Source organism: Streptomyces sp. RG80 (genome assembly GCF_040446465.1).
Classification (GTDB): Bacteria; Actinomycetota; Actinomycetes; order Streptomycetales; family Streptomycetaceae; genus Streptomyces.
The window spans coordinates 366,313-387,692 of sequence record NZ_JBEAAJ010000011.1 but is presented as its reverse complement, the minus strand read 5'-3'; the positions used below and the strand labels follow the sequence as shown (position 1 = coordinate 387,692).

Sequence of the window (21,380 nt, the reverse complement as noted above, 5' to 3'; positions counted from 1 at the left end):
ACACCGGCAGGTGTCCGGCACCGAGACCCTGAACTTCCTGGGGCCGCAGCTGCCGCGCAGGGGACGGCAGCTACGGAACACTTTGTCGGACCTCCGAGAGAGGGCCCCCATGACCACCAGCTCGTACGACGCCGTCGACGCACCCGCCGCTGCCGTCGTCCGCCGTCGCGCCCGGGCGGCCACGGCGGCGTTGGGCGCGCTGTTGGCACTTCCCCTCGTGCTCGGCGTCACCTTCGGGCAAACTGCCGCGGCACTGGCGATGGTGGTGGCCGTCGTCGCCCTGGTGGTCCTGTCGGAGCTCTGCCTGGAACGTCAGCCGGCGCGGTACTCGAGGACCCGGCTGACGGCCTCCACACTCACCGGGCCGCGCCCCCTCGACCTGGATCGGATCGCCTCCGTCCGGCTCTGGACGGCGTTCGGGTACAACGGTGTACAGCAGCGCGTCCTCCTCGTCCGCGACCAGCACGGCGTACGCCTCGGTATCACCACCGCCGCGAGTCGGCGCAAGCTGCGCGCGGCACTGGAACGGCAGACGCCCCGCGACGGACGCGGCGGGCCGCGGGTGAGCCGGGCGGCCCGGACCTGCCTCGCCCACGACCGGGGCCCGAAGCCGGCCCTCCCCACCGCGACCCCGTTCCTCGCCCAGGTACTCGGCATGATCGGCTATGTGATCGTGGTGCTCGTCGCAGCCCGGCCGTGACCCGGACCCCGCCACGGCCCGTCTTCTGGCCCATGCGCTAGAAAGGCGTCAACGGCGGAGCGAGTACGGGGGCGTACATGGCAGGGCGGGACGTGTCCGAGGAGTACCTCGACGGGTACGCCCGCATCCTTGCGGACGCCTCCGGCACCGGCCGCCGCCTGACCCGGGACGAACTCGACTCGCGCCGGGCTCTGGGGGAGAAGGCCGCGGAGGCCGGCTTCGGTCTGCGTTCGCTGGTCGGCGCCCATCTCGCCGCCACCCGCGCGCACTGGCCGACCGGCAACAGCGCCTCCGCCGACGACGTCCTGGCCGCCGCCGCCCAGGCCCTGGACGCCTTCGTCGAGGGCTACGAACGCGCCCAGCGCCACGCCGTACGCCAAGAGGAGGCCGCGCGCCGGGAGTTCATCGACGACCTGCTCTACGGCCGCAGCGACCTGGGCCGGTTGGCGCAGCGCGCCGAACGCTACGGACTGCGGCTGTCGTACGAGCACGCCGTCGCCGTGGCACGCGGCAAGGCCGCCTACGACGAGGGCGACCCGGTGCCGCGGGAGGTGGAGCGTGCCCTGATAGGCCGGTTCGGCGACCGGAGCATCCTGCTCACCACCAAGGACGGCCGACTCGTCTGCGTCGCGCCCGGCAACCAGGACGACCTGCTCGCCTACTTCGCCAAGCAGGCGTTCGTGGCGACCGAGGGCGGCCGGGTGGCGATCGGACGCCCGCAGCCCGGTGCGGCCGGCGTCGCCCAGTCGTACGAAGAGGCCCTCAACACCCTGGACTTGGCCGACCGGCTGGAACTCGAGGAGCCGGTGCTGCGCGCGGCCGACCTTCTCGTGTACCCCGTCCTCACCCGGGACCGGCAGGCCATGGCCGACCTGGTGGTCAGCGTCCTCGGCCCGCTGCACCAGGCCCGCGGTGGTGCCGAACCGCTCCTCGACACCCTCACCGCGTACTTCGACTCCGGCTGTGTGGCCGCGGAGGCGGCACGCAGACTCGCGCTGAGCGTCCGCGCCTTCACGTACCGCCTGGAACGCATCCACAAGCTCACCGGCGCCGACCCCTCGGACCCGGTCCACCGCTACACGCTCCAGACCGCGGTGATCGGGGCGCGTCTGCTGGACTGGCCGGCGAAGCCCTTCTGACGGCCGCTGCCCTCGCCGACGCGCCACGGTGGTCGTTCGGCGTCAATTGTGCCCCGCGGCGGGGATGACCTGGACGGTGTCGCCGACGGCCCGCTCACCGGCCGCGTCCGACGGCACGTTGACCAGAGTCCCGTCGACGGCCATCGCGGTCGAGCCGCCACCGTCGAGGTTGAGGGCCTGGACGGCGCCCAGGGACCGCATGAACCGCGCGGCTTCGGCGAGTGTGAAGCCCTCGCTGACGCCGGGCTGCCGGCCGTCGACGGTCACCAGCAGGAGCCTGCCGTGCCGGTCGATGCCGGCCAGGGTGCGGGGCTGGCGGACGTTGGACCACGCGAACCCGAAGGACAGGTCGAGCGGGTCGAGGGTGCCCTCGGTGGTGGCGTCGATGTGGATACGGCCGTTCTCGACCAGGGTGGGCGCCGCGCTGACGACGCTGTCGCCGGGGCCCAGTGCCAGCCGCCGTCCGGACGCGTCCCGCACGACCTCGCTCACGTGCAGTCGCCGGCCCACCTCGGCGTGCTCGGCCAGCCAGGTGGCCGCTGCCCCGGTGCCCTGCAGAACCTGACCGTCGGACGGCACCGCGCCGCCCCGCTCACCCCGGGAGACGACGACACCGGCCTTGTCCAGGACGACCTGGCTACCGGCGCCGGTCGGCAGCGACGCCCCGAACGAGTCGGTGAACTTCACCAGATCGTCGGTGAGGGAACACGTGACGTCCTGGCGGGGCAGCGCGGTGGGCACGGCCCCGGGACGGCCGCAGTTGCGTACCTTGCCCGGCACCCGGTTGATGCCCTCCACCGCGTGGACGGCGGATCCGACGCGAACGGTGACGCGGCTGGACAGATCCGCGACCCGAACGCGCCGCCCGCCGTTTTCCAGGACGAGCGCGGCGCGCGAGCCGACCGCCATGGACTGCAACTCGCCGTCCACCACCGACAGACCGGCCTTCGTGCCCTGTACGCCGTCCGCGTCGGCCGTGACGAAGAACCCGCCGTTGACACCCACCAGGGACCCCAGCCGGGCGGCCACCGTGGAGGTCTTCTCGCGATCGGCGACATTGTCGCCGTCATTGACCTCGATGGTGCCCCTCAGCCGGTCGGGATCGACGACGGCCACATGGATGCGCTCCGCGTCGGCCCGCTCCCGCCCGTCGTAGCCCGTCCACTCCACGGACGTACGGAAACCCGCCCCGGACACCGCCGAGTTGAGGGCGCGCGCCTCGGCCTGGGTGCCGTACCGTCCGACCCTGACCTGCCACCCCATCGTGCCGCGCGGCGTGTCCGCGTACGGATCCCAGGTCACCCGCTCCAACCGCGGTGCGAACCCGGCCGCTCGCAGCTTCTCGGCGGTGCCGTCGGCCCAGGACCGGTCGCCGAGCAGGGCCCAAGTGGCCGCTCCGGTGAGGCGGTTGACCGCGGGCGCCTGGACCGTCACCGTCCAGGTGCCGTCGGCGTCCGGGACCTTCAGTACCCCGGTGCGGACCTCGACGCCGGCGGCGACGTGTTGGGTGGTCCAGGAGATCGGATCACCGCCCCCGGTGCCGTCCCGCTCGCTCGCGGCCGCCGACGGTGCGAACGCGATCAGGGCGAGCGCCGCCCCCAGTGCGAAGCTCCGCGCGGCCCTGAGCCGTCCCCCGTGTCCTGTGCGTGCGGGCGTCTCGGCAATCACAGACTTACCTCCCCTGACCTACGACCGCCATCGCACCTCCTCGCGAAGGCGGTTGCGTGAAGAAGCGGGCATCGGAAGGGAAAGCCTCGCTGATATCCGGAGGACCGAGAAGGTCGCCCGGGGAGCGTTTCGAGTCTTCTTGGGCGCCGAACGCCCGGTCTATCAGGGGGTGTTGTGCGCGTCAGCGGCCTCGGCGTACCCGGGCCGCCGCGCGGGCTTCCGCGGCCTTGCGTGCCTCGGCGGCTTTGCGGGACTCCTTCGCGGGGCGGCCCGCACGGGAACCGAGGCCGCGGAAGGGGGCGTTGCCGCTGTTCGCCTTCGTCCCGGTCGGGGTCGGCGGGCGCTTCGCGCCGGTGATGGCGGTCAACTGGGCCTCGCCGGAGCGTACTTGCGTGACCGTCGGCCGGATCCCGGCTTCGGACATCATCCGGTTCACGTCGCGGCGCTGGTTCGGGGTGACCAGGGTGACCACGGTCCCGGACTCCCCGGCGCGTGCCGTGCGCCCACCACGGTGGAGGTAGTCCTTGGCGTCGGCCGGCGGGTCGACGTTGACGACGAGATCGAGGGTGTCGATGTGAATGCCCCGCGCGGCGACGTTGGTGGCCACCAGCACGGTGATCTCACCGTCCTTGAACTGGCCGAGCGTGTGCGTGCGCTGAGGCTGCGACTTCCCGCTGTGCAGGGCGGCGGCCCGGACACCGCTGGCCCGCAGATGACGGGTGAACTGGTCCACGCCGGCCTTGGTGTCCAGGAACATCAGGACCCGGCCGTCCCGCGCGGCGATCTCGGTCGCGGTCGCGTACTTGTCGGCGGCGTGGATGTTCAGCACATGGTGGTCCATCGTGGTGACCGAGCCCGCCGCCGGGTCGAGCGACGCGAGGACCGGGTCGTGCAGGTAGTCCCGCACCAGCTGGTCGACGTTGCGGTCGAGCGTGGCCGAGAACAGCAGCCGCTGCCCGTCGGAGGGCACCTGGTCCAGGATTTCCGTGACCTGCGGCAGGAACCCCAGATCACACATCTGGTCCGCCTCGTCCAGCACCGTGATCCGCACCTGGTTCAGAAGGCAGTCCCGCCGTGACACCAGGTCGGCCAGCCGCCCCGGCGTCGCGATGAGGACGTCCACGCCGGTCCGCAGGGCCGCCTGCTGCCGGTTGATGGACAGCCCGCCGACCACGGTCGCCAGTCGGACCTTCAAGGTCTGCGCGTACGGCGCCAGCGCGTCGTTCACCTGCTGCGCGAGTTCCCGGGTCGGCACCAGGACCAGCGCGAGCGGCCGCTTCGACTCCGCTCGCACGCCCGCGATCCGGACGAGAAGCGCCAGTCCGAAGGCCAGCGTCTTGCCGGAGCCGGTCCGCGCGCGGCCGAGGACGTCACGGCCGGCCAGCGCGTTGGGCAAGGTGGCCGCCTGGATCGGGAAGGGCTCCGTCACCCCGAGACCGACCATGGTCTTCGTCAGCTCCGGCGGCAGCCCGAGCGCGTCGAAGGACGCGGCGGGCGGAAGGCCAGGGGAGCCGGTCTGCGGCGTCGAGAGTTCGCCCTGTGGTCCTGTCGCCCGCTGGGGTGCACCGGCACGGGGATGTCCGGAGGCCGACGGCTTCGCGTTCATGGGGGGAACCTTCCTGATCTGTCGCCCCGGAACGGTTCAGGGCCCGTACCCCTTGGCACGGGCCCCGGCGAGGTCGAAGCGTGACCTCATTTTACCAGTGGGTGTCCGGAGGCCCGCTGGTCCCGCGATCGACCCCCTGCGGACGCTCTCCGATGCTTTGGGCATGTTTTGCCCGCGACTGGGCACCCGAACGGCGTCAGTCCTCTCGGAGTCCGGTGTGGATCACTGTTGTTGCTCTCTGGTGGTGGGCCGTTTCCCCGTGTAGCGTCACTTCCAGCTGTCGTGGTTCGTAGTACCTGCCCGCGCTTTGGCGCGGGCGCTTTGCTGTGCAAGTGCCGGACCAGGGCGATCACCTCCAGGACCGCGCGGTGCGGTGCCTGACATCGACTGAGAGGTACCAGCATGGCCAGCGGAACCGTCAAGTGGTTCAACGCCGAAAAGGGCTTCGGCTTCATCGCCCAGGACGGCGGCGGCCCCGACGTCTTCGCCCACTACTCCAACATCAACGCCTCCGGCTTCCGTGAGCTCCAGGAAGGCCAGGCTGTCACCTTCGACATCACGCAGGGCCAGAAGGGCCCCCAGGCGGAGAACATCACCCCCGCCTGATCGCGGCCTCCTCAGCCCCTGAGGCAGGAGTGAAGGCCTGTCGGTCACCGCAGCGTCGAGTACGCCGTGGTGACCGGCGGGCCTTTTTCGCGTCGGTGAACGTGCGCCGCGTGTTCCCGTCCGGAGGGTCGCCGCGTGTGAGGATGTGGCAATGGCGTGGCTGAGTGAAGGTGTGAGGCGCAGGACGGTCGCCATCGTGGCCGTGACGGGTGCGGTGGTGGCACTGACCGGCTGTGCCCCGGGCGGTGTTGACGCCAAGGGCGCCAAGGGCGCCGAGGACCGCGAGACGAAGTACAGACGCGTCATCGAGGATCCTCATCCCCGCCCCGCCGACGTCATCGAGGCGGCCGGCGCACCGATCGGTGTGGTCCGCGCCTCCGACGGCTCGCTGCTCCTGACCTACGAGGCCGGCAACGTCGAGGACGACGAAGGGCCGGCCGCGACCGCCTGGCGCATCATCGATCCCCAGGGCCGTACGGTCGCCGAGCACGCGGAACACGCGGACGCGGAGGCGCCGCGGGTCGCGTTCAAGGGGGTACGAGGGGGCTTCGTACGGGTCCCGTCGGGGGAGGGGGCCGAGGGAGCCTACGGCCTCGATCTGCACGGCGAGCGCCACAAGCTCGTCGTCACCGACACCCCGTTGCGCACCCGCCCCGGAGACGTCCTGCTCGCCGAGTCGGAGCCGACCCTCGTGTACCGCCCCGCCACCCGCACCGTGGCGCCCCCGGCCGGAGTGCCGGACAACGCGGCCGGCCTCGCCGTCGACGAGCGCGGCACGGTGTGGAGCCTCGACCAGCCCCTGTCGGAGGAGCCCAACCGCGTCGTACGCCAACGCGACGGCCGCACCCTCGGCTCCGTGGCCGTCCCGAAGCCATACGTCGGAGGCGTCCTCACCGCGCGCGGCGACACCGCGGCACTGTCGCTCATCCGAGGGGAGACCCTACGAGGCCTCTGGGTGACGACCGACTCCGGCGCCCACTGGCGGACGATGCTCGCGGGCGGCATCCCCTGGAAGGACCTCGAGAGCGGCTCGTACCTGCTGAACCTGGAGCTGCTCGCGGACGGACGCCTCCTCGTGGGTGAGGAAGGCGGCCCCCACTGGCTCGCCGCCGACAAGGGCAACACCACCTTCCGCAAGCTGAAGACACCCGTCCCCTTCACGTCGTTCACCGCCGACGGCACCACGCTCTACGGCATCGCGGACGCGACGACATCGACGTACGAACTGGTCAAGGGCGAAGGGCTGTGGATCTCCGACGACGGCGGACGCGAGTGGCGGCGCTACCAGCCGCGCGGAGGAGGGGGCCGGTGAAGCGGTCTGGACGTGTTGCCGTCATCGGTGTGGGCATCCTCGGAGCCAGTGTGGGCTGGAACCTGGCGCGGCAGGGGGCCGAGGTGGTCCTGATCGACGCGGGTCGGCCGGGTGAGGGGGTCACCAACTGGTCGTTCTCGTGGGTCAACGCCAGCAACAAGACGGTGCGCGAGTCCTACTTCGAGCTGAACGTCGCGGGCATGGCGGCTCACCGCGAGCTGGCCGGGGCCATCGGGCCGGACTCGTGGTGGTACCCCAGCGGTCATCTGCGCTGGGCGGACGAACCCGCGGTGGAGGCGCAGCTCCTCAGGACCGCCGAACTGCTGGCCGGCTGGGACTATCGGGTCAAGGTGTCCACGGGTGCCGAGGTACGCCGCCGACTCGAACCCGCTCTCGCCGTCCCCGACGAGGCTCCCGTCGTGTTCTACCCCGACGAGGCCTGGGTGCACGGACGTCATCTCGTCGGCCGTCTGGTCGGCCAGGCTGTCGCAGCCGGCGCCGAGCTCCGGTCCGGCACGACGGTCCGCGAGATCGGCACGGACGCCGACGGGAGCGTGCGGACGGTTGCTCTGTCCGACGGGAGCCGTCTCGACGTGGACGCCGTCGTGAACGCGGCGGGCCCCGATGCCGCGCACGTCGCCGGGCTCGTCGAACGGCGCCTGCCGATGCGCGAGGAGCCCGGCGTCGTCACGCGGCTCGACTGCGAGCAGGTACCGGTTCGGCGGGCCATGCACGCGCCCCACATCGAGATCCGCCCCGACGGAGACGCTTCGGTGGTCCTCCACAGCCGCGAGGTCGACGCGCTCATCGACACGGGCGCAGAGCCGGCGGAACTCGCGCGGTCGCTCCACCGGTCGGCGCGACTCGTGGTTCCCGAGCTCGGCGACGCCCGCATCGCGGGGACACGGGTGGCCCACCGGCCCATCCCGGCCGACGGATTCCCCTCCGTGGGTGCGGTGCCGTCCGTCCCGGGCTACTACGAGGCCGTCACCCACAGCGGCATCACGCTCGGGCCGGTCATCGGCCGACTGCTCGCCGCGGAGATCCTCGGCGGGAAGAGGGACGAGCTGCTGGCGGACTTCCGTCCGGAGCGGTTCCCTGTGTGACTGGCCCCGCGGTCGTGCGTCACAGAATCGCGCCCGTCCCTCTCTACGTCTGCTGTGGCGGCGGCGCATCGATCGCCGGCAGTTCCACGGTGATGCGCATCCCGCCGGCGGGGCGCGGGGTCAGGGTGAGCGTTCCGTCGTGGGCGTGGGTGATGGATTTGACGATGGCGAGGCCGAGACCGACGCCGTCGTGGTCGGTGTGGATGCGCTCGGTGCCCCGCTGGAACGGCTCGGTGAGTTTCGAGGCCAGCTGGGGCGTGAGCATCTCACCGGTGTTCTCGACGGTGAGCAGCACGCTTCCGGGACGTACCCCCGTACTGACCCACACGGTGCCCCGGTCGGACAGGTTGTGGACGATCGCGTTGTGCACGAGGTTCGTGGTCAGCTGGAGCAGGAGTGCCGGCGATCCGGTCGTGGGACTGACGTCGCCGCAGGTCTCGATCGTGACGCCGTGCTTCTCCGCGAGGGGCAGGAGCGTCTCGGTGGCTTCTTCCGCCAGGAGCGACAGATCCACGGGCTCCGGGGTGAAGGACCGCTGGTCGGCGCGGCTGAGCAGCAGCAGCGCCTCGGTGAGGTCGATCGCCCGGGTGTTGACGGCGTGGAGGCGGTCGACGAGTTCGCCGGTGACGCGGTTCGGATCGCCGCGGGCCACGTCGAGAAGCGTCTTCGAGATCGCCAGCGGGGTGCGCAGCTCATGAGAGGCGTTGGCCGCGAATCTCCGCTGCTCGGCGACGTGTGCCTCGAGCCGGGCGAGCATCGCGTCGAAGGCGTCGGCGAGTTCGCCGAACTCGTCGTTGCGGCCCGGTAGTCGAACCCGGTGGGAGAGCGAGCCGTTCGTCGCCATGCGGGTGGCGTCCGTGATGCGGGTCAGCGGGGCGAGCATCCGGCCGGCGAGGATCCAGCCGCCCACGAGACCGAACACCAGCAGGAACGCCAGGACCGCCGCCGCCCTGGGCGCGAACGTGCTCAGCAGGACGGACCGGATGGGGAAGACACCGCCCGAAGGCCGGTCATCGGGGTTGTAGAGCATCGCGCGGTCGGGGACGTACCGCAGCAGGAACAACCACACCGCCGCCAGCAGCAGGGCCCCGGCCAGCATGAGGAACCCGGCGTAGCTGAGGGTGAGCTTGACGCGGACGCTCAGTCCGGGCGCCCTAGCCACGCCCGCCTCCCGCGCTCCCGGCCTCCGGCTGGGCGTCGATGCGGTAGCCGACGCCCGGCACGGTGGCGATGATCCAAGGCTCGCCGAGACGCTTGCGCAGCGCCGAGACCGTGATCCGCACCGCGTTGGTGAACGGATCGGCGTTCTCGTCCCACGCGCGCTCCAGGAGCTCCTCGGCGCTGACGACACCGCCTTCGGCGGCGACGAGGACTTCGAGGACCGCGAACTGCTTCCGGGTCAGCGCGATGTAGTGCTCGTCGCGGTAGACCTCTCTGCGGAACGGGTCGAGCCGCAGCCCCGCGATCTCCCGCACGGGAGGCCTGCTGTGGGCGCGCCTGCGGTTGAGCGCCCTGAGCCTGAGGGCGAGTTCGCGGAGTTCGAAGGGCTTCGTCAGGTAGTCGTCGGCGCCGAGCGCGAACCCGGAGGCCTTGTCGTCGAGACGGTCGGCGGCGGTGAGCATGAGGATCGGCATACCGCTCCCGGAGGCGACGATGCGTTGCGCGATCGCGTCACCGGAGGGTCCTGGGACGTCGCGGTCGAGGACGGCGATGTCGTAGGTGTTGACGCTGAGCAGTTCCAGAGCGGTGTCGCCGTCGCCCGCGATGTCGGACGCGATCGCTTCCAGACGTAGGCCGTCGCGAATGGCTTCCGCCATGAAGGGTTCGTCCTCGACGATCAGCACGCGCATGTCATCGATGCTACGAGTCGGCACATATCGCCGACGTATCGAAATCCGCATACGTGCCCGCAACACCGTGCTGCCTTGACTGGCGGCATGATGCGAACTCCACCGTCACCACGTGCACCGGTCCGTCGGATCCACCGGCCCGCGATCGTCGTACTCTTAGGCTTTCTCGCGGCGATCACGGCGGCCCTCGGCTATCAGTTACTGAAGCCTTCGGGCTCCTCGTCCGCCCCGTCGTTCTCGGCCGTCTCCTCCTTCCCGGACCGGGCGCCCTCGCATTCGCTGCACGGTGAGCGCGGCGGTGTGGTGGGCGAGGCGGACGGGGTCGTGCCCGATGACGTGACGGTCTTCGACGACCGGATTCCGGCTGTCGCCAAGCTGGATCCGGAGCTGCTGAAGGCTCTCCGCCGGGCTGCGACGGACGCCGCGGACGACGGAGTCGAGTTCTCCGTCAACAGCGGCTGGCGCTCCCCGGACTACCAGAATCAGCTGCTGCGCGACGCGGTCGACAAGTACGGATCCGAAGAGGAGGCCGCCCGCTGGGTGGCCACCGCGGCGACGTCTCCCCATGTGTCGGGGGACGCGGTCGACATCGGGCCGTCCGACGCGACGGCATGGCTTTCCGACCACGGCGCCACGTACGGACTGTGCCAGATCTACGGCAACGAACCCTGGCACTACGAACTGCGCCCCGAGGCGATCCGCGACGACTGCCCGCGGATGTACGACGACCCCACCCAGGACCCCAGGATGCGACAGTGACCGGTAGCGAGCGAGGACAGACGTTGACGCAGGTGGAGACGGCGAGGACCGGACAGCCGGAGACAGCGGAAGGCAGCCCCACCCTCCGCGTCAGCGACTCCGCGACCTGGCGCACGGTCCTCCACCGAGCGATCCGCCTCGCCTCCCGGCCTGAGCCCTGGAAACGCGGACCGGTGCTCGTCGCGCTGGCGCTGTTCCTCGGCCTGCTCATGCTGCTCCACGCGAAGATCACGAACACCGGGGGCCTCGGCAGCCTGGTGGAGACCTTCCTGCCGTGGTTCGGCCTGTTCGTCCCGGTGCTGCTGGTCGGCGCGTTGTGGCGCCGTTCCGCCTCGGCGGTGGTGGCGCTGCTGCTGCCGGTCACGGTGTGGCTGAACCTCTTCGGCGGGCTGCTCGACGACAAGTCCCAGGCCGGCGGCGATCTCACGGTCGGCAGTCACAACGTCGGCGCCGACAATCCCGACCCGACCGGCACCGCCCGCGAGCTGACCGCCTCCGGGGCGGATGTGCTGGCGCTGGAGGAGATCACCCCGCAGGCGCTGGGCGAGTACGAGAAGGCGCTGGCGAAAACGTACCCGCACCACGTGGTGCGCGGCACGGTCGGGCTGTGGAGCAAGCTGCCGCTGTCGGACACCCGGACCGTCGATGTCGCGATGCGGGGCATGGTCGGGCGGCTGGCCGAGCACCTGTCGCCCGAGGAGCGGGCAGCCACACCCCGGGGCCTGCGCACCACGGTGGCCACGGACCAGGGGCCGCTCGCGGTGTACGTGGCGCACCTCGGATCCGTGCGGGTGATGCCCAGGAACGGCTTCTGGACGGCACAGCGGGACGGCGGTGCACAGGAGCTCGCCAAGGCCCTCGCCGCCGAGCGGAACGAGCGGGTGGTGCTGCTCGGCGATCTGAACGGCACCACGGGCGACCGCGCGTTCGCCTCCCTCACCTCGCAGCTGCGCTCGGCCCAGGACATCGCAGGGGACGGCTTCGGCTTCACCTGGCCGGCGAAGTTCCCGGTGGCCCGGATCGACCAGATCCTGGTCCGCGGCGTGGAGCCGGACAGCTCGTGGGTGCTGCCGGCCACCGGCAGCGACCATCTCCCGGTGGCGGCCGGGATCAGCTGGTGAACGGCGGGACGGCGCAACGGCGGTGTGCCGTGTGTTCACAGTTGAGGCGAACGCCCTTATGGTGAGCGGCCTTCGCGTTCAGGGGAGGTCCCGTGAAGGGGTTCCGTGCGCTCGTCGTCTGCCTTGTGATCGCGTGTGCCGCGGTGGTGTCGCCGGCGGCGGCTGTGACGCCGGGCTGGTCCGCGCTGGCGGTGCCCCCGGCGGCGGCCTCGCCGGTGACCGTGACCGATCTCGCGGCCCGCGGACCGGGCGAGGCGTGGGCCACCGGGTACGAACACGCCGCCGACGGTCTGCGGCCGATGCTGTACCGGTGGGACGGTACGGCGTGGAGCCGGGACACGAGCTTCCCCGGCGCCGGTGAGCTGGGGTGGCTCGGCAAGGTGCAGTTCGTCGGCGAAGAGGTGTGGATCTTCCAGAACCGGGTGGGCGTCGGGGAGATCCTGCGTCGGTCCCCGGGAGGGTGGACTGCCGTCCCGCTGCCGCAGACCCTGTGGACCTACCAGGACTTCACCGCCGTACCCGGTGCCGCGTGGGTGGTCGGAGAGGACGACACCGGGCTGAAGGTGCTGCACTACGACGGTGCCACCTGGACCGCGCAGTCCACCCCGGACGGTGTGCGGTATCTGATGGGGATCACCGCGCGCACCGCCACCGACGCGTGGGCCTGGGCGGACACCGACACCGGAACCACCGTCCTGCGCTGGGACGGCACGGCCTGGCGGGACGCGAATGTGCCCCTGCCGGAGAACAGCAACGTGCACACGGTCCTGCTCGAACCGTCCGGCCGGGTCACGATCGGCGGCAGCCAGTACGCCGACGGCGTGTCCCGCACCTACCTGATGGCCTTCAACGGCCGTGCCTGGCGCACCACTTACCCACCGCTCGGCGACACCTACACCGAGGCCATGGTGCGCGGCCCGGACGGCGCGCTGTGGCTGCCGGTGCGCAGCGACCGCGCGTTCCAGTCGAAGTACGCGCGCGTGTCCGGCGTCCGTACGACCTTCTCGTACGGCCCGGAGCGCACGAACGCGATCGACGTCAAGCCGCGCGCACTGGCGAGGGCCGGATCCTCGTTGCTGTCGTTCGGGACCGTCGAGATCTACGGCTCGAGACCGAACCTGATGAGCGAGCGGCTGGGAGGCTGACCCATGGCACGCAGACTTCTCGTCGCGGTCCTCGCCGTCGCCCTGGCGGTCGTGGCCGCCCTGGGCTCGGCCGCGGCCGACACCCTGTCCTGGCGGCACGTCCCGGTTCCGGCACAGGTACGCCCCCAGGCCACGCTGAACGAGGGGGCGGCGACAGGGCCGGACCGGGCCTGGGCGGTGGGTGCCGACGCCGTCGGTCGTGAGGCGCCCGGCTTCCCGCTGGTGCTGCGCTGGGACGGAACCGCGTGGCAGCGGCAGAGTCTGCCCGGGATCGCCTGGCAGGGGGAACTGCTGTCCGTGGCGGCGAGTTCACCGGCCTCGGTCTGGGCGGTCGGCCGCGACGCGGCGGGAGGCGCCCGCCTGCTCCGCTTCGACGGGCTGACCTGGTCCGAGAGTCGGCCACCACGCGGAGTCCTGCTGACCCGGGTCGTCACCGGCGGCGGCGAGACCTGGCTGATCGGTTCGCGGGACGGCGCGCAGATACTGTTGCGCCGCGACGGGCGAGGCTGGCAGGAGGTGCCGGCGCCGCCGGGAGGCGTGTACGGGCTGCACCTCCTCGGGGCCGACGACGTCTGGGCCGCGGGCGAGACCAACTCCGGTGCGGCCGTGTCCCATTGGGACGGCCAGGCGTGGCAGCAGACGATCGTGGACGGGTTCCCGCGGTCGGCCGTGGGCAGCGTGCTCGCGGTGTCCCCGACCGAGGTGTGGGCGGGTGGCACGGCCGGCTTCGTCGGCGGTCCGCCCGGCCGGCCGATCCCGCCCCTGCTGGTCCGCTGGGACGGGCAGACGTGGAACCGGGTGACCGTTCCCGCCGACTTCGGCGGCATCACCTCACTGGCGCCGGACTCCTCCGGCGAGCTGGGCTGGGTGTCGGTGGCCAACTCGCAGAAGTGGGGCCCGCCGGGCAGTTCCCCGCCGCTCGTCCCCGGCCCGGACTTCCTCGCCTGGAACGGGCAGTCGTTCGCCGAGTACAGCGAACCGGCGGTGGCCGGGGAGGGAGACTCCCGCACCCTGCGGCTGGCGCCGGTGCCGGGCACGGAGACGGTGTGGTCGGTCGGCCGTGCCACCGGCCCCGAGAACACCTTCGCCCCGCGGATCCTGCGCTTCGGCTGAGACGAGGAAGAGATCTCCAAGAACGGGACCTTCAAGAAGGGGACCTTCAAGAAGGGGATGTCCGGGAAGGGGGTGTCGTCGCGGAGCGGATGCATAGGATCCCCGGCATGGCTCTGCGACCAGCTCACGTGATCATGAAGGCTCTGGACGCCGCGGCGGTCGGCCGGTTCTGGGCGGAGGCGCTCGGCTGGAGCGCCTACAGCCCCGGCGTGACCACCTACGTCGGACCGGCCGGCGGTCTCGTCTGGCCGGATCCGGTGGTCGTGGGCATCGACGTCGTGCCCGTTCCGGAACCCAAGACGGCGACGAAGAACCGTACGCACCTCGACCTCGCCACCACCTCCGCGGCCCACCAGCGGGAGTTGGTCGAGCGGCTGAAGGGGCTCGGCGCGACGCCGGTCGACGTCGGCCAGGGTGACGTGCCGTGGACGGTCCTCGCCGACCCCGAGGGCAACGAGTTCTGTGTGCTGGAACCCCGGGAGGTCTACCGCGACACCGGGCCCGTCGCCGCGGTGGTCGTCGACTGCGTGGATCCGCGTGCCATGGCCCGGTTCTGGGACGCGGCGATGGACTGGACCCTGCACGAAGTGGCCGACGACCACGCGACGTTGCGCTCCGCGAAGGGCGTGGGTCCCTATCTCGAGTTCCTCCGCACGCCCGACCCGAAGACCGTGCCGGACCGGATCCATCTCGACCTGCTGCCGTACCCCGGTGACGACAAGGCGGCGGAGGTGGCCCGGCTGCGGAGGCTCGGCGCCGCCGACCTGGACGTGGGCCAGGGCGACGTGGCGTGGACGTGCCTCACCGATCCGGAGGGCCACGAGTTCTGCGTCCTGGCGACGGCCTGAGACGGCGCGGCGCTGCCGGTTCCCCGGCCCTGAAGGCGGCTACGCGGCAGTCGCGGCCGTACGCCCCCGGGCGAACCGCGTCGCCGTCTCGGTCACCCGGCGCCCCAGGTGCTCGGCGGTGGCCACATCGGCCTTGTGGACGCCGTCCGCGGCGGCGTCGACATCGGTCTGGGCCGCGGCGCCGGCGAAGAAGCCGAGGCGGTTGAGGTCGTTCTCGGAGGCGGTGCTGCTGTTCCAGCCGGGGAGCAGGCCGAGGTTGACCCAGTGCATGCCGTGCTGGGCGGCGAAGAGCTGGAAGAACTGGAGGGTGTGGAGCTTGTCGCCGCTCTTGGAGGCGGAGTTGGTGAAGCCTGCGGCCAGCTTGTCCTGCCAGTCCCGGGTGGCCCACCGCTGCGAGGTCGCCTCGGCGAAGACGTGGAAGGCGCCGGACGCGGTGCCCATGTAGGTGGGGGAGCCGAACACGATCGCGTCCGAGGCGTCGAGGGTCGCCCACTGCTCGTCGGTGATGTCGGCGACGTTGATCAGATGCACCTCGGCCCCGGCTTCGGCGGCCCCGGCGCGGACGGCCTCGGCGAGGACCGTGGTGTGGCCGTAGCCCGAGTGGTAGGCGATGGAGACGACAGGGCTGGTCATGCAGGCACTCCTCTGGGATGGCGAGAGCAGAGAGCAGCAGAAAAGAGCAGCTCACCGAAGGTAACCCGATGAAAGCACTAACTTTTGGTTAGCGCAACCCTGTCGATAGCGCCGCCGCGTCGACGGCGTGAGCGAGAATGGACGACGTGCTCGGGGCGCGTCGGATCTACGACGAGACGCGCGGTGTCCGCTGTGCGAGGTCAGTCGGTCGGCGTCGCCAGATGGGTGTCGGGGGTGCGCGCCGCCGTGGCGCTTCGGGCGGCCAGCAGCGCGGCTCCGAGATCTGCCACGGTATGGGGGTCCGAGAGCGAGCGGCCGGTCAACTCCTCGACGCGGCGCAGCCGGTAGCGGACGGTGTTGGGATGGACGTAGAGCCGCTCCGCCGCGGTCGTCGCGGAGCCGCCGGCGGCGAACCAGTTCTCCAGCGTGTCCAGAAGGCGGGTGCGTTCCAGTCCCGGGAGGTCCAGCACGGGTTTGAGGACCACGTTCATCAGGTGCGCGGCCTCCGCGGGGGCCGCGGCGACGAGCATGGCCAGCGGATTGTCGTCGAAGCGGGCCACGCCCGGGGCGTCGCCCGGCAGACCCGCGAGCGCCAGGCGGGCGAAGCGCAGGGCCTGGGGCGTGTCGCGCAGGGAGACGAAGGACGGGCTGACGCCCACCCTGGCACCGGCCCGGCGCAGGACGCGCAGGGCGGTGGCCTCCGCCTTCGGTGCGGCGAGAGCGATGACCCCGATCTGCTGATCCGGCAACAGCCGCCAGGCGGAGGCCAGATGGGCCTGCCGCAGCGAGGTCTCCGCACCGGGCAGCGGCTCCACGCCGGGAGAGTCCGCGGCCGCCGCCACGACGGCGTAGGGCCCGCGTTCCGGCAGGCCCAGTTCCCGAGCCGCCTCCCACAGGGTGATGCGGTCGGCGATCACGCCGGAGAACAGCGCCTCGACCAGTGCCGAGCGGCGGGCGCCGAGCTGCACGGCCAGCTCGGCGGTGGTTTCCCGGTGCGCGAGCGCCACGGCCTCCGCGTACAGACCGAACAGGTGCCAGAGGTCCGCCGAACGGTCCACCAGTTGGATGTCGGGCACGGCCGGATGCGCGCGGGCCTCGGTGAGGATCTCGGACCACACGGACTCGAAGCCGACCCGGTACGCGTGCAGGATGTCCGGCAGCGGCATGCCCTGCTCGGCGCGGGTCCGGCCGGTCTGCCGGGCGGGGTCGGGATCCGGGCCGATGTGACCGAGCAGATGTCTCAGCAGCAGATCCACGTTGGCCGTGCAGGACGTGCGCAGGGAGTCGAACGGGATGAGCGACTCGTCCGCGTACACGGGGACCTCGGCACGAATGCGTTCCGCGATCCGCTCACCCACCTCGGGGAACCGGCCGTGGATCACCGCGATCACATCTGAGAGGTCCATTGCCGCAGCTTAACGGGGGTGTTTTGTTCGTGGGAACAGTTGGGGGCGTGTGATGGTGTCGGATCGCCCATAGGACGTGGCCGCGGATCGACGCACGATGTCGCCAACGTGAACAACGGATTTCAACGGTGAGTTCGTGGAGGCGGCCCCATGGCGAATTTGGCGACGTTCCTGACGGAGACGGCGGCCCGGCAGCCGCAGCGTCCCGCGCTGCGGCTGGGGCCGGTCAGCGTGTCCTACGCGGAACTGGACGAACGCAGCGCCCAGGCGGCCGCGTTGCTGCGGGCCGAAGGCGTGGCGCCCGGTGACCGCGTGGCGCTGATGCTGCCCAACGTCCCCGAGTTCGTCGTTCTCTACTACGGCGCACTGCGCGCCGGAGCGATCGTGGTGCCGCTGAACCCGCTGCTGAAGGAGCGGGAGACCGCGTACCACCTCACCGACTCCGGAGCCGTGCTGCTCTTCGAATGGCACCAGGCCCCGGGCGAGGGCGGGCAGGGAGCGGCCACCGCCGGAGTGCGGCACATCGCGGTCGAGACGTCGTCCTTCGCCGCGCGGCTGGCCGGGCACGAGCCGCTGACCGAGGTGGCGCCCACGGCCCCTGACGACGTCGCGGTCCTGCTGTACACCTCCGGCACCACCGGCAAGCCCAAGGGCGCGGCCCTCACCCACGCCGGACTGCGGCACAACACCGAGGTCATGGAGACCCGGGTCGCGCGGATGACGTCGGACGACGTGGTCGTGGGGTGTCTGCCGCTGTTCCACATCTTCGGCCAGATCTGCACGATGAGCGTGGCCGTCCGCAGCGGCGCCTCCCTCACCCTCGTCCCGCGCTTCGAGCCGCGGGCCGTCCTGGACGCCATCGCCCGAGACCGGGCGACAGTGTTCGAGGGCGTACCGACCATGTACGCGGCCCTGCTCCAGCACCCGACCGACGCGGACGTCTCGACGCTGCGCATGTGCATCTCCGGCGGTGCGTCCCTGCCGGTGGAGGTCCTGCACGCCTTCGAGAAGCGCTTCGGCTGCGCGGTGCTGGAGGGCTTCGGCATGTCCGAGACCAGTCCGGTGGTGACGTTCAACCACGTCGACCGCCCCCGCAAGGCCGGTTCCATCGGTACGCCGATCCAGGACGTGGAGGTCCGGCTGCTGGACGACAAGGGCCAGGACGTGGGCGACGGTGAGATCGGCGAGCTGGCCGTGCGCGGTCCCAACGTCATGAAGGGCTACTGGAACCGCCCCGAGGAGACGGCGATCGCCATCCCCGACGGCTGGCTGCGCACCGGTGACCTGGGCCGGCGGGACGAGGACGGCTACCTCTACATCGTGGACCGGAAGAAGGACATGATCATCCGCGGTGGCTACAACGTGTACCCGCGCGAGATCGAGGAGGTCCTCCACGAGCACCCGGCCGTCGGCCTCGCCGCGGTCGTGGGCGTGCCGCACCAGGAACTCGGCGAGGAGATCGCGGCCGCGGTGGTACTGCGCCCGGGGGCCCAGGCCACGCCGGAGGAGCTCCAGCAGCACGTCAAGGAGCGGGTGGCCGCGTACAAGTACCCGCGGGCCGTGTGGCTGATGGACTCGCTGCCGACGGGACCGAGCGGCAAGATCCTCAAGCGGGAGATCAGCGCACCGACGGCTCAACCGAGGGCCTGACGGCTGCCGGCAGGCCGACTTCTGTACGGGGTCCTCTCCGAACCGCCGTCAACCCGCCTGGAATCGGAACTCGCCGACGATCAGATCACGGCGTCGTCGGCGAGGTCGGGCACGGCGTACGGACGCAGGACCATGAGGGAGCCCTCCGAGGTCGCCACCATGGCGAAGGGGAACCGGTCGAGTTCCAGGCAGAGCGCGACGTCATCGGGATGGACGCCCTCACGCACCCCCGTCGCCAGCTCGGTGGCGGCGCGTGAGGCGGCGGCCCGGCGGAGGAACTCCCCGGCGTCCGCCTCTGCCTCGACCGTTCGCCGGGCGATGTACTGAGCGCACGCCAGGTCCTCGTCGGCCCGCCCGTCCTCGCCGGTGACGACGAACGTGACGCCGTCCCTCCCGCGGGTCCGCAGCAGCCGAGCCGTCGCCTCCGCCACCACGAAGCCGGCGCACAGCACCAACGACGCGTCCTTCACGGCAAGGGCCCCGACGGTACCGGCCGTCGTCTTCTGCACCACCGTCCGGCCGCCGAGGTCGACGGACCGCAGCAGGCCCGGGGAGTTGACGGCGTCGAACCCGGGCTCGGGCGGACCGTCCTTGAGCGTCACCCAATCCGGATGGCGGGCCTTGAGCGCCAGGGCGTCGTCCAGCGACTCGGCAAGAACGATCTTCTCCGCCCCCTGGGCGAAGGCCCAGGCCGCCACGGTGTAAGCGCGCATGACGTCCACCACGACCGCCACGGACGGGACTTCGGCCAGATCGGGGATACCAAGAAATCGAGCGTCCATTCCGCTGATGATCGCGTACGCCGGAGCCCGGACAGACGGAGAGTGATGCGCATCACGCAGACCGGTGCGCTGCCGTCAGCCGGCCAACCGAGCTTTCCAGATCTCCTCGCTGGGCCATTGCCGCGCCCAGTCGGCGGCGACTTCCGGGTAGTCCCGTGGCCCGGTCGGGGGAGCCTGGATCTCGATCAGGTCCTCGACGACGAAGCCGCAGGACCGCAGCAGACGGAGCATCTCACCGTGCGGCAGCACGAACTGCACGTTGTTGCCCGAGTGCAGTTGCGTCAGGCCGAACTGAGGGCGGGACAGGGTGGTGGACGCCGGTCCCTCGGGCGGTGCGCACAGCGCGAACAGCGGTGAGTAGCGCATGAACACCAGCCGGCCGCCGGGCAGGAGAAGCCGGGCCGCCTCCGGAATCCACTGGTGGGGGTCGCACCACAGCGAGGCGCCGTACTCGCTGATCGCTAAGTCGAACGTCGCGTCCTCGTAGGGCACCTTCTCGGCGTTGCCCAGGACAAGGGGGAAGTCGAGGCCGAACTCCGTCTGCATCGCGCGTGCGGTGGCGAGTTGCTTCTCCGAGAGGTCGATCCCCACCGGGTGGGCACCTGCTCTGGCCAGCCAGGCGGAGACGTAGCCGGTACCGCAGCCCAGCTCGATGACGCGCATTCCGTCGATGCCGTCGGGAAGGACGCGGACCTGCGATTCGGGGGTGCTCCACAGCCCCCAGGACGGTTCCTCCCGCGCCCAGTGATCACGGGCGAGCGGCCCGTGCCACGCGGCCGCCTCGTCGTCCCAGAAGCGCCGGTTCCGCTCCACATGGTCTGTCGGGCCGTCATGAGTCATGGGGCATTCGACCGAAGGCGCTGGCGTCGCGGCAACGGAATTACGAGCGGGCTGCCAAATCAGACCCAGGGATCTACGTCGGCTACGCCCGGTGGTGCGTTGTCCAGCATCTGTTCGGGGGTGCGGGCGAGACCTCTGTCGTCGTCGACGTGCGCGATCCACGGGACTTCGCTGAGGACGTCGGTGAGGTCGGCGGTGACGAGGGCGTCGAGCGTGGTGCGCAGCTCGTCCGGGACGGGGGTGTCGACGAGGCAGAGCCAGGCGAGCGCGGCGGGCACGCGGACGTCCGCGGGCTGCGCGGCGTCGGACCACAGGTCATGGGCCCACGCGGCGGCCCGATGGTCGGCGTGCTGGTGGGCGAGTTCGGCGGCGGCCAGGACGAGGGCGGCGCGGACCTGGGCGGCCTGCTCGACGGCCAGGCGGGCGCGCAGGGCGTCGGTGATGCGGTCCGCGCCGCCGGAGGACGTGGACAGGGCGTAGCAGGCCGCGGAGCGGACCTCGGGGTCCGGGTCGTGCAGGAGCGCGAGGAGCAGGTCGGCGTCGGCGGCGACGGCCGTGCGGGACGCCTCGACGGACCAGTTCATCGCGAAGCCGCCGCAGTCGTAGAGCCAGCCCGGCGCGGCCACGCGCAGGAACGTCTCGCGGGTGCCGAAGCCCCAGTGTTCGTTGCGAGCCGCCGCCGCGACCAGGTGGCACATACCGGCGCGGTGGTGCGAGGTCGGGTCAGCGGCCATGCGCAGGAGGAACGGCACGGTCAGCGGGGCGACGGAGCCGACCGTGCCCTGGTGGACGATGCTGCCGAACAGGCGCCTGAGCGCGTCTCCGGCCGCCTCGGCGTCGTCCGAGCGCAGCACGGACAGCAGCTCGGGCACATCGTCACCGGTGCCGTAGGCATGCCCGAAACGGCGCCACGGAACCTCGCCGAAACGGAACCCGTCCTTGACGGCCCGCGGCATCCGCGCAAGGACCGCGCGCACGTCGAGCCCTGTGCCTTCGTACGGCTCGAATCCGTGCGCGCGTACCCGTTCGTGATCGAGTACGAGTTCCTCTGTCATCCCACTTCCCCCTGCGGTGTCACCGGCTCGACGCCCGCCCC

At 71.5% G+C, this 21,380-nt stretch carries 20 protein-coding genes; 11 read left to right on the top strand and 9 right to left on the bottom strand.

Annotated features, from left to right (window positions below; translation table 11 throughout):
- Positions 1 to 109: 109 nt before the first annotated feature.
- Together ABKA17_RS36440 and ABKA17_RS36435 are read left to right on the top strand one after the other, a co-directional pair.
- Positions 110 to 700, top strand: a complete 591-nt coding sequence (locus tag ABKA17_RS36440) for a hypothetical protein (RefSeq protein ID WP_353696633.1) — start codon at positions 110 to 112, stop codon at positions 698 to 700.
- 77 nt (positions 701 to 777) lie between these two features.
- On the top strand, positions 778 to 1,839 hold the full coding sequence (locus ABKA17_RS36435) for a PucR family transcriptional regulator (protein ID WP_353696632.1): 1,062 nt from the start codon (positions 778 to 780) through the stop codon (positions 1,837 to 1,839).
- 42 nt (positions 1,840 to 1,881) lie between these two features.
- Here the strand turns inward: ABKA17_RS36435 and ABKA17_RS36430 are convergent, their stop codons facing one another.
- Both ABKA17_RS36430 and ABKA17_RS36425 read right to left on the bottom strand, forming a co-directional pair.
- Positions 1,882 to 3,507 (bottom strand): phosphodiester glycosidase family protein, encoded by a 1,626-nt coding sequence (locus tag ABKA17_RS36430; RefSeq protein ID WP_353696631.1) that lies wholly within the window; start codon positions 3,505 to 3,507, stop codon positions 1,882 to 1,884.
- Positions 3,508 to 3,688: 181 nt separating this feature from the next.
- The gene (locus ABKA17_RS36425) at positions 3,689 to 5,113 is read right to left on the bottom strand and encodes a DEAD/DEAH box helicase (RefSeq protein WP_353696630.1); all 1,425 of its coding nucleotides are present in this window, start codon (positions 5,111 to 5,113) and stop codon (positions 3,689 to 3,691) included.
- 402 nt (positions 5,114 to 5,515) lie between these two features.
- Here ABKA17_RS36425 and ABKA17_RS36420 point away from each other — a divergent pair, with 402 nt between their 5' ends.
- The 3 genes from ABKA17_RS36420 (at position 5,516) to ABKA17_RS36410 (ending at position 8,137) form a co-directional block, all read left to right on the top strand.
- A complete protein-coding gene (locus ABKA17_RS36420) occupies positions 5,516 to 5,719 on the top strand; it encodes a cold-shock protein (protein WP_037751662.1) in 204 nt (67 codons plus the stop codon).
- A 151-nt stretch (positions 5,720 to 5,870) separates the two neighbouring features.
- Positions 5,871 to 7,031, top strand: coding sequence for a hypothetical protein (locus ABKA17_RS36415; protein WP_353696629.1), 1,161 nt, complete (start codon positions 5,871 to 5,873; stop codon positions 7,029 to 7,031).
- Positions 7,028 to 8,137: an NAD(P)/FAD-dependent oxidoreductase gene (locus tag ABKA17_RS36410; RefSeq protein ID WP_353696628.1), complete on the top strand. Its 1,110-nt coding sequence runs from the start codon at positions 7,028 to 7,030 to the stop codon at positions 8,135 to 8,137. Before ABKA17_RS36415 ends, ABKA17_RS36410 begins: the two co-directional genes overlap by 4 nt.
- A 43-nt stretch (positions 8,138 to 8,180) precedes the next feature.
- Here ABKA17_RS36410 and ABKA17_RS36405 read toward each other — a convergent pair whose 3' ends face one another.
- Positions 8,181 to 9,299 (bottom strand): sensor histidine kinase, encoded by a 1,119-nt coding sequence (locus ABKA17_RS36405; protein WP_353696627.1) that lies wholly within the window; start codon positions 9,297 to 9,299, stop codon positions 8,181 to 8,183.
- Positions 9,292 to 9,987, bottom strand: coding sequence for a response regulator transcription factor (locus tag ABKA17_RS36400; RefSeq protein WP_353696626.1), 696 nt, complete (start codon positions 9,985 to 9,987; stop codon positions 9,292 to 9,294). The genes ABKA17_RS36405 and ABKA17_RS36400 overlap by 8 nt, the downstream gene beginning before the upstream one ends.
- 87 nt (positions 9,988 to 10,074) lie before the next feature.
- Here ABKA17_RS36400 and ABKA17_RS36395 point away from each other — a divergent pair, with 87 nt between their 5' ends.
- From ABKA17_RS36395 to ABKA17_RS36375, 5 genes are all read left to right on the top strand, one after another.
- A complete protein-coding gene (locus ABKA17_RS36395; protein WP_353696625.1) occupies positions 10,075 to 10,746 on the top strand; it encodes a M15 family metallopeptidase in 672 nt (223 codons plus the stop codon).
- Positions 10,747 to 10,877: 131 nt separating this feature from the next.
- Positions 10,878 to 11,867 carry an endonuclease/exonuclease/phosphatase family protein gene (locus tag ABKA17_RS36390; RefSeq protein ID WP_502994494.1) on the top strand — a complete coding sequence of 330 codons (990 nt, stop codon included), beginning with the start codon at positions 10,878 to 10,880 and terminating at the stop codon, positions 11,865 to 11,867.
- 92 nt (positions 11,868 to 11,959) lie between these two features.
- Entirely contained in the window at positions 11,960 to 13,012 is a 1,053-nt protein-coding gene (locus tag ABKA17_RS36385; protein ID WP_353696623.1) for a beta propeller repeat protein, read from the top strand.
- Positions 13,013 to 13,015: 3 nt separating this feature from the next.
- On the top strand, positions 13,016 to 14,125 hold the full coding sequence (locus ABKA17_RS36380; protein ID WP_353696622.1) for a beta propeller repeat protein: 1,110 nt from the start codon (positions 13,016 to 13,018) through the stop codon (positions 14,123 to 14,125).
- A gap of 107 nt (positions 14,126 to 14,232) precedes the next feature.
- Positions 14,233 to 14,973 (top strand): VOC family protein, encoded by a 741-nt coding sequence (locus tag ABKA17_RS36375; RefSeq protein ID WP_353696621.1) that lies wholly within the window; start codon positions 14,233 to 14,235, stop codon positions 14,971 to 14,973.
- Positions 14,974 to 15,012: 39 nt separating this feature from the next.
- Here the strand turns inward: ABKA17_RS36375 and ABKA17_RS36370 are convergent, their stop codons facing one another.
- Both ABKA17_RS36370 and ABKA17_RS36365 read right to left on the bottom strand, forming a co-directional pair.
- On the bottom strand, positions 15,013 to 15,606 hold the full coding sequence (locus ABKA17_RS36370; protein WP_353696620.1) for a flavodoxin family protein: 594 nt from the start codon (positions 15,604 to 15,606) through the stop codon (positions 15,013 to 15,015).
- 200 nt (positions 15,607 to 15,806) lie between these two features.
- Positions 15,807 to 17,012, bottom strand: coding sequence for a PucR family transcriptional regulator (locus ABKA17_RS36365; protein WP_353696619.1), 1,206 nt, complete (start codon positions 17,010 to 17,012; stop codon positions 15,807 to 15,809).
- Between the two features lie 150 nt (positions 17,013 to 17,162).
- On the opposite strand from ABKA17_RS36365, the gene ABKA17_RS36360 reads away from it, so the two are divergent.
- Positions 17,163 to 18,662, top strand: coding sequence for a long-chain-fatty-acid--CoA ligase (locus ABKA17_RS36360; RefSeq protein WP_353696618.1), 1,500 nt, complete (start codon positions 17,163 to 17,165; stop codon positions 18,660 to 18,662).
- An 80-nt stretch (positions 18,663 to 18,742) separates the two neighbouring features.
- On the opposite strand, the gene ABKA17_RS36355 is transcribed toward ABKA17_RS36360, so the two are convergent.
- The 3 genes from ABKA17_RS36355 to ABKA17_RS36345 form a co-directional block, all read right to left on the bottom strand.
- Entirely contained in the window at positions 18,743 to 19,444 is a 702-nt protein-coding gene (locus ABKA17_RS36355) for a 2-phosphosulfolactate phosphatase (protein WP_353696617.1), read from the bottom strand.
- Positions 19,445 to 19,519: 75 nt separating this feature from the next.
- Positions 19,520 to 20,284, bottom strand: coding sequence for a class I SAM-dependent methyltransferase (locus ABKA17_RS36350; RefSeq protein ID WP_353696616.1), 765 nt, complete (start codon positions 20,282 to 20,284; stop codon positions 19,520 to 19,522).
- Between the two features lie 59 nt (positions 20,285 to 20,343).
- A complete protein-coding gene (locus tag ABKA17_RS36345; RefSeq protein WP_353696615.1) occupies positions 20,344 to 21,339 on the bottom strand; it encodes a HEAT repeat domain-containing protein in 996 nt (331 codons plus the stop codon).
- Positions 21,340 to 21,380: the final 41 nt, after the last annotated feature.

What these genes read in the sequence shown, in the direction of transcription:
- ABKA17_RS36435 (WP_353696632.1), top strand. Translation starts at nt 778, where the DNA reads ATGGCAGGGCGGGACGTGTCCGAGGAGTACCTCGACGGGTACGCCCGC.
- ABKA17_RS36400 (WP_353696626.1), bottom strand. Translation starts at nt 9,987, where the DNA reads ATGCGCGTGCTGATCGTCGAGGACGAACCCTTCATGGCGGAAGCCATT.
- ABKA17_RS36425 (WP_353696630.1), bottom strand. Translation starts at nt 5,113, where the DNA reads ATGAACGCGAAGCCGTCGGCCTCCGGACATCCCCGTGCCGGTGCACCC.
- ABKA17_RS36380 (WP_353696622.1), top strand. Translation starts at nt 13,016, where the DNA reads ATGGCACGCAGACTTCTCGTCGCGGTCCTCGCCGTCGCCCTGGCGGTC.
- ABKA17_RS36370 (WP_353696620.1), bottom strand. Translation starts at nt 15,606, where the DNA reads ATGACCAGCCCTGTCGTCTCCATCGCCTACCACTCGGGCTACGGCCAC.
- ABKA17_RS36360 (WP_353696618.1), top strand. Translation starts at nt 17,163, where the DNA reads ATGGCGAATTTGGCGACGTTCCTGACGGAGACGGCGGCCCGGCAGCCG.
- ABKA17_RS36440 (WP_353696633.1), top strand. Translation starts at nt 110, where the DNA reads ATGACCACCAGCTCGTACGACGCCGTCGACGCACCCGCCGCTGCCGTC.
- ABKA17_RS36415 (WP_353696629.1), top strand. Translation starts at nt 5,871, where the DNA reads ATGGCGTGGCTGAGTGAAGGTGTGAGGCGCAGGACGGTCGCCATCGTG.
- ABKA17_RS36420 (WP_037751662.1), top strand. Translation starts at nt 5,516, where the DNA reads ATGGCCAGCGGAACCGTCAAGTGGTTCAACGCCGAAAAGGGCTTCGGC.
- ABKA17_RS36355 (WP_353696617.1), bottom strand. Translation starts at nt 19,444, where the DNA reads ATGGACGCTCGATTTCTTGGTATCCCCGATCTGGCCGAAGTCCCGTCC.
- ABKA17_RS36365 (WP_353696619.1), bottom strand. Translation starts at nt 17,012, where the DNA reads ATGGACCTCTCAGATGTGATCGCGGTGATCCACGGCCGGTTCCCCGAG.
- ABKA17_RS36345 (WP_353696615.1), bottom strand. Translation starts at nt 21,339, where the DNA reads ATGACAGAGGAACTCGTACTCGATCACGAACGGGTACGCGCGCACGGA.
- ABKA17_RS36350 (WP_353696616.1), bottom strand. Translation starts at nt 20,284, where the DNA reads ATGACTCATGACGGCCCGACAGACCATGTGGAGCGGAACCGGCGCTTC.
- ABKA17_RS36375 (WP_353696621.1), top strand. Translation starts at nt 14,233, where the DNA reads ATGGCTCTGCGACCAGCTCACGTGATCATGAAGGCTCTGGACGCCGCG.
- ABKA17_RS36395 (WP_353696625.1), top strand. Translation starts at nt 10,075, where the DNA reads ATGATGCGAACTCCACCGTCACCACGTGCACCGGTCCGTCGGATCCAC.